Origin of the sequence: Streptomyces zingiberis (genome assembly GCF_012034935.1) — a bacterium.
In the GTDB taxonomy this organism is placed as follows: domain Bacteria; phylum Actinomycetota; class Actinomycetes; order Streptomycetales; family Streptomycetaceae; genus Streptomyces; species Streptomyces zingiberis.
The window spans coordinates 24428-43644 of sequence record NZ_JAATEN010000019.1; the positions used below are offsets into that span (position 1 = coordinate 24428).

Here is a 19217-nt window from a genome sequence, read left to right on the forward strand (position 1 = left end):
CACCCGCGAACCGCGACGTGGCGCTCGGCATCCCCGAGATGCCGGCGCCGGACTACCCGGCCGAGGTCCGGGCCCGGCTGGAGACGGACGCCCGGGAGGTGATCGCCCGCTACCCCGACAGCCGTTCCGCGCTGCTGCCCCTGCTCCACCTGGTGCAGTCCGAGGAGGGCCACGTCACCCGCACCGGCGTCCGCTTCTGCGCCGAGCTGCTGGACCTCACCACCGCCGAGGTCACCGCTGTCTCCACCTTCTACTCGATGTACCGGCGCAAGCCGTCGGGCGACTACCAGGTGGGGGTCTGCACCAACACCCTCTGCGCGGTCATGGGCGGCGACGCCATCTTCGACGAGCTCAAGAGCCACCTCCAGGTGGGCAACCAGGAGACCACCGAGGACGGCAAGGTCACGCTGGAGCACATCGAGTGCAACGCGGCCTGCGACTACGCCCCCGTGGTGATGGTCAACTGGGAGTTCTTCGACAACCAGACCCCGGACTCCGCCAAGGCCCTCGTCGACGACCTGCGGGCGGGCCGTCCCGTCGCGCCCACCCGGGGCGCCAGGCTGTGCACCTTCCGGGAGACCGCCCGGGTGCTCGCCGGCTTCCCCGACCCCCGGCCCGGCGCCGTCACCGAGGGCGGCAGCGGCGGGCCCGCCACCCTGGCCGGGCTCCGGCTGGCCAAGGGCGAGCCGGAGGCGCCCCGCGTGGTGCCGCCGCGCGGCGAGACCTCCGTCAGCGGCACGTCCGGCACGTCCGGCACGTCCGGCGCGTCCGGCGCGGCGGGGACGCACGGCGCCGCCGAGGCGGCCCCCGGCACCGCGCGGGACACCCACCCCAGCTCCCACGACGCCCCGCAGGAGACCGCCGAGTCGGACCCGGCCAACCCGGCCGCCCCGGCGTCCGAGGGATCCGAGGAGGGCGAGCGATGACCGCGGTCGCCCCCACCGACGGGAACGGAGACGGTATGGGCCTGGAAAAGCTGCTCGCGCCCGTGCTCTCCGCGTTCTGGGACGAGCCCGAGTCCTGGACCCTGGAGACCTACCGGCGCCACCAGGGCTACGACGGGATGCGCAAGGCCCTGGCCCTGCCGCCCGACGACGTGATCGCCTACGTCAAGGACGCCGGGCTGCGCGGCCGCGGCGGCGCGGGCTTCCCCACCGGCATGAAGTGGCAGTTCATCCCGCAGGGCGACGGCAAGCCGCACTACCTCGTCGTCAACGCCGACGAGTCCGAGCCCGGCACCTGCAAGGACATCCCGCTCCTCTACGCCAACCCGCACTCCCTCATCGAGGGCATGGTGATCGCGTGCCACGCGATCCGCTCCAGCCACGCCTTCATCTATCTGCGGGGGGAGACGGTTCCCGTACTCCGCCGGCTGCACGAGGCGGTGCGCGAGGCGTACGAGGCGGGGTACCTCGGCACCGCCGAACAGCGGGGCAAGCTGGGCCTGGGTGAGCTGCCGCCGCTGGACATCACCGTGCACGCCGGCGCCGGCGCGTACATCTGCGGTGAGGAGACGGCGCTGCTGGACTCCCTGGAGGGGCGCCGCGGCCAGCCCCGGCTGCGGCCGCCGTTCCCCGCGGTGGCCGGCCTCTACGCCTGCCCCACGGTGGTGAACAACGTCGAGTCGATCGCCTCCGTGCCCGCGATCTTCCAGCGCGGCAAGGAGTGGTTCCGCTCGATGGGCAGCGAGAAGTCCCCGGGCTTCACGCTCTACTCGCTCTCCGGCCACGTCGCCCGCCCCGGCCAGTACGAGGCGCCGCTCGGCATCACGCTCCGCCAGCTGCTCGACATAAGCGGCGGGATGCGCCCCGGCCACCGGCTGAAGTTCTGGACGCCCGGCGGCTCGTCCACGCCGATCCTCACCGACCAGCACCTCGACGTCCCGCTGGACTACGAGGGCGTCGGCGCCGCCGGCTCCATGCTCGGCACCAAGGCGTTGCAGTGCTTCGACGAGACCACCTGCGTGGTCCGCGCCGTCACCCGCTGGACCGAGTTCTACGCCCACGAGTCCTGCGGCAAGTGCACCCCCTGCCGCGAGGGCACCTTCTGGCTCGTCCAGCTGCTGCGGGACATCGAGGCGGGCAAGGGCAAGGAGTCCGACCTCGACAAGCTCAACGACATCGCCGACAACATCAACGGCAAGTCGTTCTGCGCCCTCGGCGACGGCGCGGCCTCCCCGATCTTCTCCTCGCTCCAGTACTTCCGCGAGGAGTACGAGCAGCACATCACCGGCAAGGGCTGCCCCTTCGACCCGGCCCGCGCCACCCTCTGGGCCGACGGCCCCACGACCTCTCACCTGGAGGTGAACGCATGACCGTCACCGCCGCAGCGTCCAACAGCGGCTCCGCCGCGGGTTCCTCCGGAAGCGGTGAGGCGGCCGTCGCGCCGGAGGACCTCGTCACGCTCACCATCGACGGCATCGAGACCAGCGTGCCCAAGGGCACCCTCGTCATCCGCGCCGCCGAGCAGCTCGGCCTGGAGATCCCGCGCTTCTGCGACCACCCCCTCCTCGATCCCGTCGGCGCCTGCCGGCAGTGCATGGTCGAGGTCGAGGGCCAGCGCAAGCCCATGGCCTCCTGCACGATCACCTGTACGGACGGGATGGTGGTCCGCACTCAGCTCACCTCCCCCGTGGCGGAGAAGTCCCAGCGCGGGGTGATGGAGTTCCTCCTCATCAACCACCCGCTGGACTGCCCGGTCTGCGACAAGGGCGGCGAGTGCCCGCTGCAGAACCAGGCGATGAGCACCGGCCAGGCCGACACCCGCTTCGAGGGGGTGAAGCGGACCTTCGCCAAGCCCGTGCCCATCTCCACCCAGGTGCTGCTGGACCGCGAGCGCTGTGTGCTCTGCGCCCGCTGCACCCGCTTCTCCAAGGAGATCGCCGGCGACCCGATGATCGAGCTGCTGGAGCGCGGCGCGCTCCAGCAGGTCGGCACCGCCGAGGACGTCCCGTTCCAGTCCTACTTCTCCGGCAACACCATCCAGATCTGCCCGGTCGGCGCGCTCACCTCCGCCGCCTACCGGTTCCGCTCCCGCCCGTTCGACCTGGTCTCCTCGCCCAGCGTCTGCGAGCACTGCTCGAGCGGCTGCGCCACCCGCACCGACCACCGGCGCGGCAAGGTGATGCGGCGCCTCGCCGCGCACGACCCGGAGGTCAACGAGGAGTGGCTGTGCGACAAGGGACGCTTCGCGTTCCGCTACGCGCAGCGCCCCGACCGGCTCACGACCCCGCTGGTGCGGGACGCGGACAGCGGTGAGCTGCGGCCGGCGAGCTGGCCCGAGGCGCTGGAGGCGGCGGCCCGCGGCCTCGCCGCCGCCCGCGGCCGTACCGGGGTGCTGGCCGGCGGCCGGCTCACCGCCGAGGACGCCTACGCCTACGCCAAGTTCGCCCGGCTCGTCCTGGACACCAACGACGTCGACTTCCGGGCCCGCGTGCACTCCGCCGAGGAGGCCGACTTCCTGGCCACCCGGGTCGCCGGCCGCGGCCGGGACCTGGACGGCACGGGCGTCACCCACACGGCGCTGGAGAAGGCCCCGGCCGTCCTGCTCGCCGGTTTCGAGTCCGAGGAGGAGGCCCCCGGCGTCTTCCTGCGGCTCCGCAAGGCGATGCGCAAGCACGGGCAGCGGACCTTCGCCCTCGCCCCGTACGCCACCCCCGGCCTGCGGAAGGCGGGCGGCGTCCTGCTGCCCGCCGCGCCCGGCACCGAGGCGGAGTGGCTGGACGCCCTCGCCGGCCGGGTCGGACTGGAGGGGGAGGGGCCCGCCGCCGCGGAGGCCCTGCGCGCGGAGGGCGCGGTGATCGTCGTCGGCGAGCGGCTGGCCGCCTCGCCCGGCGCGCTCTCCGCCGCCGTACGGGCCGCCACCGCCACCGGTGCCGCGCTGGTGTGGATCCCGCGCCGGGCCGGGGAGCGCGGCGCGGTCGAGGCGGGCGCGCTGCCCGGGCTGCTGCCCGGCGGCCGGCCCGCCACCGACCCGCGCGCCCGCGAGGAGACCGCCACCGCCTGGGGGATCTCCGCGGCCGAACTCCCGCACCGGCTGGGCCGGGACACCGGCGAGATCGTCCAGGCGGCCGCCACCGGTGAGCTGGCGGCGCTGGTCGTCGGCGGTGTGGAGGTCACGGACCTGCCGGACCCGGCGCTGGCGCGGCGCGCGCTGGACGAGGCCGGCTTCCTGGTCAGCCTGGAGCTGCGGCCCTCGGAGGTCACCGAGCGGGCCGACGTGGTGCTGCCGGTCGCCGCCGTCGCCGAGAAGGCCGGCACCTTCCTCAACTGGGAGGGCCGCGCCCGGATGTTCGAGGCGGCGATCAAGCCCGACCAGATGACGCGGCGCCACGTCGTCGCCGACAGCCGGGTGCTGCACATGCTGGCGGACGCCGTCGCCGACCTCCGGGACGGCGAGAGCGCCACCGGCCGCGCCGCGGCCCGGCTGGCGCTGCCCGACCTGGCGGCCGTCCGCCGGGAGATGGACCACCTCGGCGGCTGGGCCGGCGCCCTGCCGGCCGGCCCCGGTGCCTCCGGGTACGGCGGCGCGGCGGGTGGCTCCGGCCGTTCCACGCCCCGCCCGTCCGCCGGGGAGGCCGTCCTCGCAGGTCACCGGCTGCTGCTCGACCGGGGCCGGCTCCAGGACGGCGACGAGGCGCTGGCCGGCACCCGGCACGCGGCCGTCGCCCGGCTCTCCGCCGCCACCGCCGCCGAGGCGGGCCTCGCGGAGGGTGAGCCGGTGCGCGTATCCGGCCCGGCGGGCTCCGTCGAACTGCCGCTGGCGATCACCGAGATGCCCGACCGCGTGGTGTGGCTCCCGCTGAACTCGGCCGGCGGCGGTGTCCTGGCCGACACCGGGGCCCGCCCCGGTGAGCTGGTCCGGCTCGCCGCGGCCGCCGCCGCGCCGGGCACCGATGCCCAGGAGGTGCGCTCGTGAGTTCCGAATCGCTGTGGGCCGCGGCCGGCGGGGGCGGCGGCCAGGCCGTGCACCTCGCCGCCGAGGACCTCTCGGTGTTCGGCGGCGACCCCTGGTGGCTGGTCGTGGTCAAGGCGGTGTTCTGCTTCGCCTTCGTCATGGTGACCGTGCTCTTCTCCATCGTGTGGGAGCGCAAGGTCGTCGCCTGGATGCAGCGGCGCATCGGCCCGAACCGGCACGGCCCCTGGGGACTCCTGCAGTCGCTCGCCGACGGCATCAAGCTGATGCTGAAGGAAGACGTGATCGTCAAGCGCGCGGACAAGGTCGTCTACGTGCTGGCGCCGGTCGTCGCCGCGATCCCCGCCTTCATGGCCATCGCGGTGATCCCCTTCGGCCCGCCCGGCAACGAGGTGTCGATCTTCGGTCAGCGCACCGCGATGCAGCTCACGGACCTGCCGATCGCGGTCCTGTACATCCTGGCCACGGCCTCCGTCGGCATCTACGGCCTGGTGCTGGCCGGCTGGTCCTCGGGATCGACGTACCCGTTGCTCGGCGGCATGCGCTCGGTCGCCCAGGTGATCTCCTACGAGATCGCGATGGGCCTCTCCTTCGCGGCGGTCTTCCTCTACTCCGGCTCGATGTCCACCTCCGCGATCGTCGACGCGCAGACGGACCGCTGGTTCGTCGTGCTGCTGCCGGTCTCGTTCCTGATCTACATCGTGTCGATGGTCGGTGAGGTCAACCGGGCGCCGTTCGACATGCCGGAGTCCGAGGGCGACCTGGTCGGCGGTTTCAACACCGAGTACTCGTCGATCAAGTTCGCGATGTTCATGCTCGCCGAGTACATCAACATGGTCACCGTCGCCGCCGTCGCCGTGACCCTCTTCCTCGGTGGCTGGCGCGCCCCGTGGCCGGTCTCCACCTTCTGGGAGGGGGCGAACCACGGCTGGTGGCCGATGCTCTGGTTCGTCCTCAAGCTCAACCTGCTGCTCTTCGGCTTCATCTGGCTGCGCGGCACCCTCCCCCGGGTCCGCTACGACCAGCTCATGAAGCTGGGCTGGAAGGTCCTCATCCCGCTCGCGATGGTCTGGCTGATGATGGTCGCCACCGTCCGGGCCCTGCGGAACGAGAACTTCGACTTCCAGGAGATCGCCTTCTACGTGGCCGGCGCCACCCTCACGGTGCTGCTGCTGTCCTTCGTCGCCGACCTCTTCCGGGGCAAGGGCGAACCGGAGGAACCGGACGGCGGGGGCCGGGGCGGCGAGGGCGAGTTCGACCCGATGGCGGGCGGCTCCCCCGTACCGCCGATGCCCGGGCAGACCCTGCCGCCCGTACCGCGCCGCCGCCCCCGGCACGAGCGGCAGCCCGTGCCGGTCGGCGCCGGCGCGGGCGGGACGGACGACGCGAGAGACGCCACCGGCGCGACTGGCGCGACCGGTGCCACCGACGCGACCGACGCGACCGACGCGACCGACGGAGAGGAGGCCGGCGATGCCCGATAACCCCGTGGCCGGTTTCGGCGTGACCTTCAAGGCCATGTTCACGAAGCGGCTGACCGAGCAGTACCCCGAGCAGAAGAAGCCCACGGCCCCCCGGTTCCACGGCCGGCACCAGCTCAACCGCCACCCGGACGGGCTGGAGAAGTGCGTCGGCTGCGAACTGTGCGCCTGGGCCTGCCCCGCCGACGCCATCTATGTGGAGGGCGCCGACAACACCGAGGAGGAGCGCTACTCACCCGGTGAGCGGTACGGCCGCGTCTACCAGATCAACTACCTGCGCTGCATCCTGTGCGGCCTGTGCGTGGAGGCGTGCCCCACCCGCGCGCTGACCATGACCAACGAGTACGAACTCGCCGACCGCACCCGTGAGTCGCTCATCTTCACCAAGGACGAGCTGCTCGCCGGATTGCGCGAGGGCATGGTCGACACCCCGCACGCCATCTTCCCGGGCATGACCGAGCAGGACTACTACCAGGGGCTCGTCACCGAGGCCGCCCCGGGGACGGAGCGCCAGCCGGCCGTCTCCAAGGGCGAGATGCCGCAGGACGCCGCCTCCGACTTCGGTCCGGGCGAACCGGCCTCGGAGCAGGTGATCGACCGATGAACGCCGCCACCCTGGCCGCCGCGACCTCCACCGGGGAGGCCGTCCAGTTCTGGATCCTGGGCACCGTCGCCGTGGTGGGCGCGCTCGCCACGGTCCTGCTGCGGAGGGCGGTGCACTCCGCCCTCTGCCTCGCCGGAACCATGATCATCCTGGCCGTGTTCTACCTGGCCAACGGCGCCTACTTCCTCGGCGTCGTGCAGATCGTCGTCTACACCGGCGCGATCATGATGCTGTTCCTGTTCGTGGTGATGCTGGTCGGCGTCACCGCCGCCGACTCCCTCACGGAGACACTGAAGGGCCAGCGCTGGCTGGCCGCCCTCTGCGGCCTCGGCTTCGGCATCCTCCTGATCGCCGGCATCGGCAACGCCTCGGTGACCACCTCCACCGGACTCGCCACGGCCAACGCCGCCGGCAACGTCCAGGGACTCGCCGAACTGATCTTCACCCGCTACGTCTTCGCCTTCGAGCTGACCGGCGCCCTGCTGATCACGGCCGCGGTGGGCGCGATGGTGCTCACCCACCGGGAGCGCACCGAGCGGATGCCCAGCCAGCGGGAGCTGGCCGAGCGCCGGGTCCGCGAGGGCACCCAGGTGCCGCCGCTGCCCGCGCCCGGTGTCTACGCCCGGCACAACGCCGTGGACATCCCCGGTCTGCTGCCGGACGGCACGCCCTCCGAGCTCACCGTCAACCCCACCCTGCGCGCCCGTGGGCAGGTGCGGGACGTCTCCGGGGAGGCGCTGGCCGAACTGGCGGCGCTGGAGCGGCGTTCCGAGGTGCGCCTGGAGCGCCGGGACGCGAGCCCTGAGGAGGCCGGCAAGTGAACCCGATGAACTACGTATACCTGGCGGCCCTGCTCTTCACCATCGGCGCCGCCGGGGTGCTCCTGCGGCGGAACGCCATCGTGGTGTTCATGTGCGTGGAGCTGATGCTCAACGCCTGCAACCTGACGCTGGTCGCCTTCTCCCGGATGCACGGCAACCTCGACGGCCAGATCATCGCCTTCTTCACGATGGTGGTCGCCGCGGCGGAGGTCGTCGTCGGTCTGGCGATCATCGTGATGCTCTTCCGCACCCGCCACTCGGCCTCGGTCGATGACGCCTCTCTGATGAAGCTGTAAGGGGTCGAAGAAGTGGAGAACCTCATCGGACTGCTCGTCGCGGCGCCGTTGCTCGGCGCGGCCGTGCTGCTCTGCGGCGGCCGGCGGCTGGACCGCGCCGGGCACTGGATCGGCACGGCGCTCGCGGCGGCCTCCTTCGCCGTCGGCGTGGTGCTCTTCGCCGGCATGCTGGGCCGGGGGGCCGAGGACCGCGCCCTGCACCAGCACCTGTTCAGCTGGGTCCCCGTCGAGGGGTTCCAGGCGGATGTCGCCTTCCAGCTGGACCAGCTGTCGATGACCTTCGTGCTGCTGATCACCGGTGTGGGTTCGCTGATCCACATCTACTCGATCGGCTACATGGAGCACGACCCCCGGCGCCGCCGATTCTTCGGCTATCTCAACCTCTTCCTGGCGGCGATGCTGCTGCTCGTGCTCGCCGACAACTACCTGCTGCTCTACGCGGGCTGGGAGGGCGTCGGCCTGGCCTCGTACCTGCTGATCGGGTTCTGGCAGCACAAGCCGAGCGCGGCCACCGCGGCGAAGAAGGCGTTCCTGGTCAACCGGGTCGGTGACATCGGCCTCTCCATCGCGATCATGCTGATGTTCACCACCTTCGGCACCTTCGCCTTCGGCCCGGTGCTCGAGTCGGCGGGGGACACCTCCGAGGGGATGCTGACGGCCATCGGCCTGATGCTGCTCCTCGCCGCCTGCGGCAAGTCGGCGCAGGTGCCGTTGCAGTCCTGGCTGGGGGACGCGATGGAGGGCCCGACCCCGGTCTCCGCGCTGATCCACGCCGCGACCATGGTGACCGCGGGCGTCTACCTGATCACGCGTTCCGGGGCGATCTTCAACGGCTCCCCGGACGCCCAGCTCGTCGTCGCCATCGTCGGCGCCGTCACGCTGATCTTCGGTGCGATCGTCGGTTGTGCGAAGGACGACATCAAGAAGGCGCTGGCCGGCTCGACGATGTCGCAGATCGGCTACATGGTGCTGGCCGCGGGCCTCGGCCCGATCGGCTACGTCTTCGCGATCATGCACCTGGTCACCCACGGCTTCTTCAAGGCCGGGCTCTTCCTCGGCGCCGGTTCGGTCATGCACGGCATGAACGACGAGGTGGACATGCGGAAGTACGGGGGCCTGCGGAAGTACATGCCGGTCACCTTCGTCACCTTCGGCCTCGGCTATCTGGCGATCATCGGCTTCCCCGGGCTCTCCGGCTTCTGGTCCAAGGACAAGATCATCGAGGCGGCCTTCGCCAAGGGCGGCACCGAGGGCTGGATCCTCGGCGGGGTCGCGCTGCTGGGCGCGGCGCTCACCGCGTACTACATGACCCGGGTCATGCTGCTCACCTTCTTCGGCGAGAAGCGCTGGGGCTCCACCCCGTCCCCGGCCGCGCCCGACGTGGAGCCCGCCGCCGAGACCTCCGGCGAGCACGCGACGCCGCATCCGCACGAGTCCCCGAAGTCCATGACGATCCCCATGATCGTGCTGGCCTTCGGCTCCGTCTTCGCCGGTGGCCTCTTCAGCTGGAACAGCTCCTTCCTGCACTGGCTGGAGCCGGTCACCGGGCACGACCACGGCCATTCGCCGCTGAGCGCGGCGGCCGTCACCGGTGCCACCGTCGTCGTGCTGCTGATCGGCGTGGCGCTGGCCTGGCTCCAGTACGGCCGGAAGCCCGTCCCGGTCACCGCGCCGCGCGGCTCGCTGCTCACCCGGGCGGCCCGCCGCGATCTGCTCCAGGACGACTTCAACCACGTCGCGCTGGTCAAGCCCGGCGAGTACCTGACCCGCGGCCTGGTCTACGTGGACAACAAGGGTGTGGACGGCCTCGTCAACGGCACGGCCGCCGCGGTCGGCGGGCTCTCCGGCCGGATGCGGCGGGTCCAGAACGGGTTCGTCCGCTCCTACGCGGTCTCGATGTTCGGCGGTACGGCGGTCCTGATCGCCGCGACCCTGCTGATGAGGGCGGTCTGATATGTCGTTTCCCCTGCTGACGGCCGCGGCCGTGCTGCCCGCGGCCGGCGCGATCGCCACGGCGGCCGTGCCCGCCGCGCGGCGCACCGCCGCCAAGTGGACGGCGCTGATCGCGTCGCTGGGCACCCTGGTGCTGGCGGGCGTCGTGCTGGCCCGCTTCGAGCCGGGCGGCGACCGGTACCAGCTCACCGAGTCCCACGCCTGGATCGCCGACTTCGGCGTCCGCTACGAACTCGGCGTGGACGGGATCGGCGCCGCCCTGATCGGCCTGACGGCGCTGCTGATGCCCTTCATCATCCTCGCGGGCTGGCGGGACGCCGACCCCGCCGAGGAGGCGGAGGGCGCCGGCGGGGACCGCCCCGGCCGCCGCTGGCGCCCGGTGCAGGGCTTCTTCGCGCTGATCCTCATGGTCGAGGCGATGGTGATCATCTCCTTCGCCGCGACCGACGTCTTCCTCTTCTACATCTTCTTCGAGGCCATGCTCATCCCGATGTACTTCCTCATCGGGGGCTTCGGGGACCGGGCGCACGCCCAGAGCGACGAGGAGGCGGCGAAGCAGCGCACCTACGCCGCGGTGAAGTTCCTCCTCTACAACCTGGCGGGCGGTCTGATCATGCTCGCCGCGGTCGTCGGCCTCTACGCCGTCACCGCCGACCAGCTCGGCGAAGGCACCTTCTCGCTCCAGCGGATCGTGGAGGCGCGCGCCGCCGGCGAGCTGGAGATGGCCGTCACCACCGAGCGGCTGCTCTTCCTCGGCTTCTTCTTCGCCTTCGCGATCAAGGCGCCGCTGTGGCCGCTGCACACCTGGCTGCCCAACGCCATGGGCGAGTCGACGGCGCCGGTGGCCGTCCTGATCACCGCGGTGATGGACAAGGTCGGCACCTTCGCCATGCTCCGCTTCTGCCTCGGCCTCTTCCCCGGGGCCAGCGACTGGGCGACCCCGGTCATCCTGGTGCTGGCCCTGATCAGCATCGTCTACGGGGCGCTGCTCGCCGTCGGCCAGCGGGACATCAAGCGGCTGATCGCCTACGCCTCGGTGTCGCACTTCGGCTTCATCGTGCTGGGCATCTTCGCGATGACCAGCCAGGGCCAGAGCGGGGCGACCCTCTACATGGTCAACCACGGCATCTCCACCGCCGTGCTGATGCTGGTCGCGGGGTTCCTGATCTCGCGGCGCGGCTCCCGGCTCATCGCCGACTACGGCGGGGTGCAGAAGGTCGCGCCGGTGCTGGCCGGCACCTTCCTCATCGGCGGCCTGGCCACGCTGTCGCTGCCGGGGCTCGCCCCGTTCGTCAGTGAGTTCCTGGTTCTCGTCGGCACGTTCAGCCGCTACCCGGTGATCGGGATCATCGCCACCGCCGGCATCGTCCTCGCCGCGCTCTACGTCCTGGTGCTCTACCAGCGCACGATGACCGGCCCGGTGAAGGAGTCGCTGGGGCGGATGCCCGATCTGCGCCCGCGGGAACTGGCCGTCGCCGCGCCGCTGATCGCACTGCTGATCTTCCTCGGGGTCTTCCCCCGGCCGCTGACGGAGATCGTCAACCCGGCCGTCGAACACACCTTGTCGGACGTGCGGAAGACCGACCCCCGGCCCGACGTCCCGGCACAAGATCTGGAGGCCGCCAAGTGAGCCCCATGGCATCCGTCCACAGCCTGTGGACGCTCTCGGCCGAGGAGCCGCTGAACGTCCAGGCGCCGGAGATCGAGTACGCCCAGCTCGCGCCGATTCTGATCGTCGTCGGCGCGGCGGTCCTCGGCATCCTCGTCGAGGCGTTCCTGCCGCGCCGGGCCCGCTACCACACGCAGACCCTGCTGGCGGCGGTCGCGCTGGCCTCGGCGCTGGCCTCCGTCATCGGGCTGGCGGCCGGCGGCCACGGCACGACGAAGGCCCTGGTCGCGGGGATGGGCTCGCTGGCCGTGGACGGCCCCGCGCTCTTCCTCCAGGGCACGGTGCTGCTGGTGGCGCTGGTCGCCGTGCTCACCTTCGCGGAGCGGAGGCTGGACCCGGCGGCGCACGGCAAACGGGTGGACTCCTTCGCCGCCCAGGCGGCGGCGACCCCCGGCGGCGCCGCCGAACAGGCGGCGGTGAAGGCCGGGTTCACCACCACCGAGGTCTTCCCGATCCTGCTGTTCGCGGTGGCCGGCCTGCTGGTCTTCCCGGCGGCGAACGACCTGCTGACGCTCTTCGTGGCGCTGGAGGTCTTCTCGCTCCCGCTGTACGTGCTCTGCGCGCTGGCCCGCCGGCAGCGGCTGCTGTCGCAGGAGGCGGCGGTCAAGTACTTCCTGCTGGGCGCCTTCGCCTCCGCCTTCCTGCTGTTCGGCACCGCGCTGATGTACGGCTACGCGGGCACCGTCACCTACGGTGGCATCGCCCAGGTGATCTCCGGCGACCTCCAGCAGGTGGAGCCCTCGGTGGCGGACACCATGGGCAACGACGCGCTGCTGCTGATCGGCGGGGCGCTGATCCTGATGGGACTGCTGTTCAAGGTCGGCGCGGTGCCGTTCCACATGTGGACCCCGGACGTCTACCAGGGCGCCCCGACCCCGGTCACCGGCTTCATGGCGGCGGCCACCAAGGTCGCGGCGTTCGGCGCGCTGCTGCGGATCCTCTACGTGGTGCTGCCGGGGCTGCGCTGGGACTGGCGGCCGGTGATGTGGGGCGTCGTGATCGTCACGATGCTGGTCGGCGCGATCGTGGCCGTCACCCAGACCGACGTGAAGCGGCTGCTGGCCTACTCCTCCATCGCCCACGCCGGGTTCATCCTGGCCGGTGTGGTGGCCACGACGCCCTCGGGGATCTCCTCGGTCCTCTTCTACCTGCTGGCCTACTCCTTCGTCACCCTCGGCGCCTTCGCGGTGGTGACGCTGGTGCGGGACGCGGGCGGCGAGGCCACGCACCTGTCGAAGTGGGTGGGGCTCGGCCGGCGTTCGCCGCTGGTCGCCGCGGTCTTCGCGATCTTCCTGCTGGCCTTCGCGGGCATCCCGCTGACCTCCGGGTTCACGGGCAAGTTCGCGGTGTTCAAGGCGGCGGCGGAGGGTGGCGCGGGGGCGCTGGTCGTGGTCGGCGTGGTCTCCTCGGCCATCGCGGCGTTCTTCTACATCCGCGTCATCGTGCTGATGTTCTTCAACGAGCCGCAGCCGGGCGGCCCGTCGGTCGCGGTGCCCAGCGCGCTGACGACCACGGCCATCGCGGTGGGTGTGGCCGTCACCGTGGTGCTCGGGGTGGCCCCGCAGTACTTCCTGGACCTGGCGGGACAGGCGGGGGTCTTCGTGCGCTGACGCTTCTTCGACCCGCCCCGGGCCCCGCCCGGTACGGCCGCACGGCGGGCCGTCGCACCTCACCTGCTCCGGGGGAGTACCCCGGCCCGCGGGGAGGGGCGGCGGCCCGCCGCCGTGTGCCGGGGTGGTGCGCGTGCCGCGGGCGGGGGACCACCCGTGGGCCGGGCGCGCTCGGATCGAGGGGCCGGCTGGCCGGAGACCCGCGGACCCGCGGACCCGCGGACCCGCGGACACCGGGACACCGGGACACCGGGACACCGGGACGCGGGGACACCGGGACGCGGGGGATCGTGGGTGCCGCCGCTCGGAGGCCGGACGCCGGGGGAGCGCCGGGCCGGGCCCCGGCGGGGATTCCACGAAGGGGATGCCGTGGCGCGGGAACCAGGCGGCCGGGGGCCGTCAGGCCGCGACGACCCGGCCCGTGACCTCGCCGAGGATGATCCGGGTGCCCTCCGGGCCCGGGGCCCAGCCGCTGATCGTCACCTCGTCGCCGTCCTCCAGGTAGGTCCGTTTGCCGCCGGGCAGGTCCAGCGGCTCGCGGCCGTCCCAGGTGAGTTCCAGCAGGCAGCCGCGCTGGTGCGGCTCCGGGCCGCTGACCGTCCCGGAGGCGAAGAGGTCGCCGGTGCGCAACGTGGCGCCGTTCACCGTGAGATGGGCGAGCTGCTGGGCGGCCGTCCAGTACATGGTGGAGAACGGCGGCTCCGCGACGGTGTGCCCGTTGACCGTCACCGCCAGGCGGATGTCGAACCCGCCCGGTTCCGGCTCCGCCCGGTCGTCCAGGTACGGCAGCGGCTCCGGGTCGCGGACGGGCGGGGCCACGCGGGCCGCGTCCAGCGCGTCCAGCGGGGTGATCCAGGGGGAGACGGAGGTGGCGAAGGACTTGCCGAGGAACGGGCCGAGGGGCAGGTACTCCCAGGACTGGATGTCCCGCGCCGACCAGTCGTTGAGCAGGCAGACCCCGAAGACGTGCTCGGGGAAGTCGGCGAGCGGCACCCGTTCGCCCGGCCGGGAGGGCGTGCCGACGACGAAGGCGACCTCGGCCTCGATGTCCAGCCGTTGCGTGGGGCCGAAGACCGGGCCGGGGGAGTCCGCCGCCCGCCGCTGGCCGGCGGGGCGGATCACCGGGGTGCCGGAGACCACCACCGTGCCCGCCCGCCCGTGGTAACCGATGGGCAGATGCTTCCAGTTGGGCGGAAGCGCGGCGCCCTGCGGGCGGAAGATCCGGCCGACGTTGGTCGCGTGGTGCTCGCTCGAGTAGAAGTCCGCGTAGTCGGCGACCTCGAACGGGAGGTGGAGGGTCACCCGGTCGAGCGGGTGGAGGAACGGTTCGATGGCCGGATACCCCACCCAGGTCGTCACACTGGAGCGCACCGCCTGCCAGACGGGGCGGCCCGCCGCCATCAGCGGGTTGAGCGTCGGGTGGGCCAGGATGTCGGCGTGCGGGGAGCCGAGCGCGGTGGCGGCGGTGTGGACGTCCAGGACCCGGTCGCCGTGGCGGACGCCGATGCGGCGGCGGCCGGGCTCGTCGGGGGTGGTGAAGACGCCGTAGGGCAGATGGTGCGGAACGCGCTCCCCGCCGGCCTGTCCGCCGGCTCCGGCGAGATCGAACGGATCCTGCTGGGGCATGGGCACTGCCTCGCCTTCAAATCGCCTGGGCCGTCCGGGCCGCCGGGTCGCCGGGGTCACCGGGACTGCCTGTCTGCGTGGTCTGCTGGTCTGCGTGGTTCTGCTTGATTTGCGTGCTGTGCGTCGTCCGGGGGCCGGGTGGACCGGGTCGGCGTAACCGTCCCTGCGGTTCGTGCGGTTCGTGCCGTCCGGGGATGTGGAGGGGGTCCTGGGGCGTGGGGTCTTCCTTGGGCCCGGTGCCGTCCGGGACGTCCGGATCACGTCCCCGGGGCCGGGCGTGGGCCACAGATTACGGCGCGGGGAGCGGCCGTGCGGGCCGGCGGGACAGGGTGGCCGGAGAGGTCCGGCGGTCCCGGCGCGTGCCGGGATGCCGGCACGGTGCGGGCGATCCCGCGACGGCCCCCGACGGCCGGGCGGCCGGGGACCGGAGTGGGGTGCGGGCGCGGGTGGTTGCCGTGGGCCGGGCGCCGGTCACCCGGCGCCGCCGCCGCTGTCCGCCCGCGGGCCGGAACGGCGGCGGGCGAACGCCGGGAGTGACCGAGAACACACGCCGGGGAACCGGGCGGTGGCGTGCGGCGGGGTGCGGAGGGAAGGGTTCCCGGGCGATCGCGCGCGGACCACGGCCGCCCGTGGTGATCGTCGGGCGACCGGATACGCTGCGGGTGATGGTACTGGCCGAGAGAGCGATAGACAGACATTCCACGGGTCCCCGGTGATCCGTGTGGTCGTCCGCAGACAGGAGAACCCTTCGTGACCGTCGTCGGGCCCCTCGGGCTGAGCGTGCGGGACCAGGCTCTGGAATCCGATGTCCAGGCCGGGTTGGCGGCTGTCGAGGAAGGGCTGCTGGAGGCCACCAAGAGTGGCGTGCCGTTCATCACCGAGGCCGCGCAGCATCTGATGCGCGCCGGTGGCAAGCGGTTCCGCCCGCTCCTGGTGCTGCTCGCCGCCCGGTTCGGCGACCCGCACGCGCCGGGGATCGTGCCCTCCGCGGTGGTCGTGGAACTGACGCATCTCGCCACGCTGTACCACGACGACGTGATGGACGAGGCCGCCGTGCGGCGCGGGGTGCCCAGCGCCAACGCCAACTGGGACAACTCCGTGGCCGTCCTCACCGGCGACTTCCTCTTCGCCCGCGCCTCCCACATCCTGGCCGACCTCGGGCCGGAGGCCGTCCGCATCCAGGCCGAGGCGTTCGAGCGGCTGGTCACCGGGCAGATCCTGGAGACCGCGGGCCCCGGAGCCGGACGCGACCCGATCGCCCACTACCTGGACGTGATCGCCGGCAAGACCGGCTCGCTGATCGCCGTCGCCGGCCGGTTCGGCGCCCTGATGTCCGGGGCCGACGAGCGGACCGTGGACATCCTCACCCAGTACGGCGAGCGGCTCGGCACCGCCTTCCAGCTCGCCGACGACGTCCTGGACATCGCCAGCGACAGCCACGAGTCGGGGAAGACGCCCGGCACCGACCTCCGCGAAGGCATCCCCACCCTGCCCGTCCTGCATCTGCGCGCGGCGGCCGACCGCCACGGCCGGTCCGAGGACCGCGAGCTGTGCGCGCTCCTCGACGGCGACCTCAGCGCGGACGCGGCGGTCGGCGAGGCACTGCGCCGGCTGCGCGTCCACCCCGCGCTGGAGCAGGCGCGCCGGGACACGGTGCGCTTCGCCGAGGAAGCCCGCGCCACCCTCGGCCCGCTGCCGGACGTCCCGGCGAAGGCGGCCCTGGAGAGCCTGTGCGACACCGTGGTGCACCGGGCGGGTTAGGACCGTTCCGGTGTCCCCTCGCCGCACCGCCCCCTAGGGGCCGGTGCGCCCCTGGTGGTACGTCCGCGGCCCGCGGGGGGCGGCGTCTCCTCCCCTGGGTGGATCCGGAGTTGGGTCCGGTGGGGGACGCCCCGTGCCCGCCGTTCCGGTGAGAATGGGACCATCAAGCACGGCGGTCCCGGGCGGCCACGGCGGCCCGGCGGGCGGAGCGGAGCCCGCGTACCGCCGCCGACCACGGAGGTACGTCAGATGCCGGCACAGGGTCCGATACAACTCACCGGCGGACACGACGGGCGCGGCGGGCGCGAGGACGAATCCGCCGAGGGCGCCACGCCGTCGCCCGCGCGCAGACTGGCCCGCTGGGGCGTGCCCGCGGCCGTCGTCGGGGTGGCCGCGCTGGGCATCGGGATCGTGCCCGCGCTGGCCGGCCAGGGCAGCCCTGATCTGCCGGAGATCTCGGCCTCCGAACTGATCGCCAAGATCGCCGAGTCGGAGACCGAGCAGCTCTCCGGCACCGTGCGGATCAACACCGACCTCGGCCTGCCCGAGCTGACCGGCCTGGCGTCCGGCGCCTTCGCCTCCGGGCCGGGCCAGGGGGGCGACGGATCGTCGGCCGACCCCCGCGAGAAGCTGATGGAGCTGGTCTCCGGCTCGCACACGCTGCGGGTGGCGGCGGACGGACCCGAGAGGCAGCGGCTCTCCCTCGTCGGTGGATCCGGTGATTCCGGTGAATACACACTCGTCCACAACGGGCAGGACCTGTGGGCGTACGACGCGGGCAGCAACGCCGGGTACCACGCGAAGCTGCCGGAGGAGGCGGCCGGCGCGGAGGCCGGGAAGGGCGGCCCGCACCGGCTGCCGGACGGCGTGGGTGACGCCACCCCGCAGGACCTCGCCGAACAGGCGCTGAAGGCCGTCGGCGACACCACCTCGGTCACGGTCGACGGCACCGCCCGGATCGCGGGCCGGGACGCCTACCAGCTCGTGATCGCGCCGCGCGCCGAGGGGTCCACGGTGAAGGCGGCGCGGATCTCGGTGGACGCCGAGAACGGCGTGCCGCTGAAGTTCACGCTCCTGCCGAGCAGTGGTGGCAAGGCCGTGATCGACGTGGGCTTCACCGCCGTCGACTTCGCCCGGCCGGACGCCTCCTCCTTCGCGTTCAAGCCCCCGAAGGGCGCCGAGATCACGGAGGAGGACCTCTCCGCGCACGGCGCCAGGCGGGACGGCAGGGCCGCCGAGGACCGTCACGACGGCAAGCGGTCCGAGGACGGCCGGGACCACGACGGGAGCGGGCTCCTCGGCGGGTTGTTCGGCTCCGGCACGCCCGGAGGGTCCGGGAGCGGTGCCGGCGGACCGGAGATCCTCGGCGAGGGCTGGGCGAGCGTCGTCCGGCTCCAGGCGCCCGGCGCCGGGAAGGACGCGGCCGCCGGCGAACCGGCCGGCGAGGCCCAGGCGCTGCTGGACAGCCTGGGCGAGCGGGTCCGCGGGGACTTCGGCGAGGGCCGGATCTTCTCCACCCGGCTGGTCAACGTCCTGATGACGGACGACGGCGGGGTGTACGCGGGCGCGGTCACCAAGGAAGCACTGGTCAAGATCGCCGAACAGGCGGAGTGACCCCGGTGCGCCGCCGGGGCCCGGCAGGGGGTGCCGTGGCCCCGGCGGACGGCACGGGCCGGGAGCCGGAGGAGGGCGGGACGTGGCCCGGCGGGAAGGAAGCGGGATGAGCGTTCCGGGCCCCCTGCCCGAACCCCTCTTCCCGGCCGCCCGCCGGGAGGTGGCCCCCGGCGCGGTGCACGTCCCCGGGTGGCTCGCGCCCCAGGAGCGGCGGCGGCTGGTCGCCGCCTGCCGCCAGTGGGCGCGCGGCCCGGTGCCGCTGCGCCACACGCGGCTGCCGCGCGGCGGGGTGATGTCCGTCCGGACGGTCTGCCTCGGCTGGCACTGGTCGCCGTACCGGTACACCCGCGAGGCGGTGGACGCGGGCGGCGCGCGCGTCGCGGAACTGCCGGGCTGGCTGGCCGGGCTGGGCCGCCGCGCGGTGGCGGACGCCTACGAGGACCCGGCGGCCGGCGCGGCGTACGCCCCGGACACCGCGCTGGTCAACTTCTACGACGCGACGGCCCGGATGGGGATGCACCAGGACCGGGACGAGCGCTCCCCCGGCCCCGGTCGTCTCCCTCTCGATCGGCGACACCTGCCTCTTCCGTTTCGGCAACACCGAGACCCGCACCAGGCCGTACACCGATCTCGAACTGGCCTCCGGCGACCTCTTCGTCTTCGGCGGCCCGTCCCGCCTGGCCCACCACGGCGTCCTGCGGACCTTCCCCGGCACCGGCGACCCGTCGGCCGGGCCGGCCACCGGCCGGCTGAACATCACCCTCCGCGAGACGGGCCTCACGGACTGAGGGGACGGGACCGCCGCCGGCTGCTCGGTCTCCGACGCGGTGCTCACGCCGTGGCGGCGGAGAACCTCACCGGCGGAGTT

13 protein-coding genes and 1 pseudogene are annotated in these 19217 nt (G+C 73.1%); 13 read left to right on the forward strand and 1 reads right to left on the reverse strand.

Translation table 11 applies throughout. The annotated features are described in order from the left end of the window. Positions 1 to 38 precede the first annotated feature (38 nt). From nuoE to nuoN, 10 genes are read left to right on the forward strand one after another with little or no spacing between them, the layout of a single operon-like run. Positions 39 to 926, forward strand: a complete 888-nt coding sequence (gene nuoE / locus HCK00_RS20910; protein ID WP_168103621.1) for an NADH-quinone oxidoreductase subunit NuoE — start codon at positions 39 to 41, stop codon at positions 924 to 926. Next, positions 923 to 2314: an NADH-quinone oxidoreductase subunit NuoF gene (gene nuoF, locus HCK00_RS20915; RefSeq protein WP_240965861.1), complete on the forward strand. Its 1392-nt coding sequence runs from the start codon at positions 923 to 925 to the stop codon at positions 2312 to 2314. Before nuoE ends, nuoF begins: the two co-directional genes overlap by 4 nt. Further along, complete coding sequence (locus HCK00_RS20920) at positions 2311 to 4917, forward strand: NADH-quinone oxidoreductase subunit G (protein ID WP_168103566.1); 2607 nt, start codon at positions 2311 to 2313, stop codon at positions 4915 to 4917. Before nuoF ends, HCK00_RS20920 begins: the two co-directional genes overlap by 4 nt. After that, positions 4914 to 6398, forward strand: a complete 1485-nt coding sequence (gene nuoH, locus HCK00_RS20925; RefSeq protein ID WP_311765416.1) for an NADH-quinone oxidoreductase subunit NuoH — start codon at positions 4914 to 4916, stop codon at positions 6396 to 6398. Before HCK00_RS20920 ends, nuoH begins: the two co-directional genes overlap by 4 nt. Continuing rightward, entirely contained in the window at positions 6388 to 6999 is a 612-nt protein-coding gene (gene nuoI, locus HCK00_RS20930; protein ID WP_168103567.1) for an NADH-quinone oxidoreductase subunit NuoI, read from the forward strand. Before nuoH ends, nuoI begins: the two co-directional genes overlap by 11 nt. Beyond that, positions 6996 to 7820: an NADH-quinone oxidoreductase subunit J gene (locus HCK00_RS20935; RefSeq protein WP_168103568.1), complete on the forward strand. Its 825-nt coding sequence runs from the start codon at positions 6996 to 6998 to the stop codon at positions 7818 to 7820. Before nuoI ends, HCK00_RS20935 begins: the two co-directional genes overlap by 4 nt. Then, positions 7817 to 8116 carry an NADH-quinone oxidoreductase subunit NuoK gene (gene nuoK / locus HCK00_RS20940; RefSeq protein ID WP_168103569.1) on the forward strand — a complete coding sequence of 100 codons (300 nt, stop codon included), beginning with the start codon at positions 7817 to 7819 and terminating at the stop codon, positions 8114 to 8116. Before HCK00_RS20935 ends, nuoK begins: the two co-directional genes overlap by 4 nt. 12 nt (positions 8117 to 8128) lie before the next feature. Continuing rightward, the gene (gene nuoL, locus HCK00_RS20945) at positions 8129 to 10069 is read left to right on the forward strand and encodes an NADH-quinone oxidoreductase subunit L (protein WP_168103570.1); all 1941 of its coding nucleotides are present in this window, start codon (positions 8129 to 8131) and stop codon (positions 10067 to 10069) included. A 1-nt stretch (position 10070) separates the two neighbouring features. Further along, complete coding sequence (locus HCK00_RS20950; RefSeq protein ID WP_168103571.1) at positions 10071 to 11699, forward strand: NADH-quinone oxidoreductase subunit M; 1629 nt, start codon at positions 10071 to 10073, stop codon at positions 11697 to 11699. Beyond that, a complete protein-coding gene (nuoN, locus tag HCK00_RS20955; RefSeq protein WP_168103572.1) occupies positions 11696 to 13348 on the forward strand; it encodes an NADH-quinone oxidoreductase subunit NuoN in 1653 nt (550 codons plus the stop codon). The genes HCK00_RS20950 and nuoN overlap by 4 nt, the downstream gene beginning before the upstream one ends. Before the next feature lie 399 nt (positions 13349 to 13747). Here the strand turns inward: nuoN and fahA are convergent, their stop codons facing one another. Further along, positions 13748 to 14974, reverse strand: coding sequence for a fumarylacetoacetase (fahA, locus tag HCK00_RS20960; protein WP_168103573.1), 1227 nt, complete (start codon positions 14972 to 14974; stop codon positions 13748 to 13750). Between the two features lie 750 nt (positions 14975 to 15724). Between fahA and HCK00_RS20965 the strand changes: the two genes are divergently transcribed. From HCK00_RS20965 to HCK00_RS20975, 3 genes and pseudogenes are all read left to right on the forward strand, one after another. Then, positions 15725 to 16735: a polyprenyl synthetase family protein gene (locus HCK00_RS20965; RefSeq protein ID WP_168103574.1), complete on the forward strand. Its 1011-nt coding sequence runs from the start codon at positions 15725 to 15727 to the stop codon at positions 16733 to 16735. A gap of 249 nt (positions 16736 to 16984) precedes the next feature. Further along, positions 16985 to 18349, forward strand: a complete 1365-nt coding sequence (locus HCK00_RS20970) for a LolA family protein (RefSeq protein ID WP_168103575.1) — start codon at positions 16985 to 16987, stop codon at positions 18347 to 18349. Positions 18350 to 18455: 106 nt separating this feature from the next. Next, positions 18456 to 19137, forward strand: a pseudogene (locus HCK00_RS20975) (alpha-ketoglutarate-dependent dioxygenase AlkB family protein). Positions 19138 to 19217: the final 80 nt, after the last annotated feature.